This window comes from Paraburkholderia sp. SIMBA_027, assembly GCF_046535315.1.
Lineage (GTDB): Bacteria > Pseudomonadota > Gammaproteobacteria > Burkholderiales > Burkholderiaceae > Paraburkholderia > Paraburkholderia tropica.
Genome location: NZ_JAWRWY010001013.1, coordinates 1 through 258, shown reverse-complemented (window position 1 = coordinate 258; position 258 = coordinate 1). Strand labels below are relative to the sequence as shown.

Here is a 258-nt window from a genome sequence, read left to right as displayed (position 1 = left end):
CCGCAAGGTTTTTATCAAGACCTATGGCTGTCAGATGAACGTTTACGATTCCGTCCGCATGAGCGATGCGCTGGCGAAGGATGGTTACGTTCAGACCGAGGATATGGGCGAGGCGGATCTGGTTCTGCTGAATACCTGTCACATCCGTGAAAAGGCGGCTGAAAAGGTCTATTCGGCGCTTGGACGCCTGCGCGACATGAAAAAATCGCGCGAAGAGCAGGGCCGCGAATTCATGATCGGTGTTGCCGGCTGTGTGGC

At 55.0% G+C, this 258-nt stretch carries 1 pseudogene; it reads left to right on the top strand.

What is annotated here, in order from left to right:
* Positions 1 to 258, top strand: a pseudogene (locus SB764_RS42160) (tRNA (N6-isopentenyl adenosine(37)-C2)-methylthiotransferase MiaB); the annotation flags it as partial.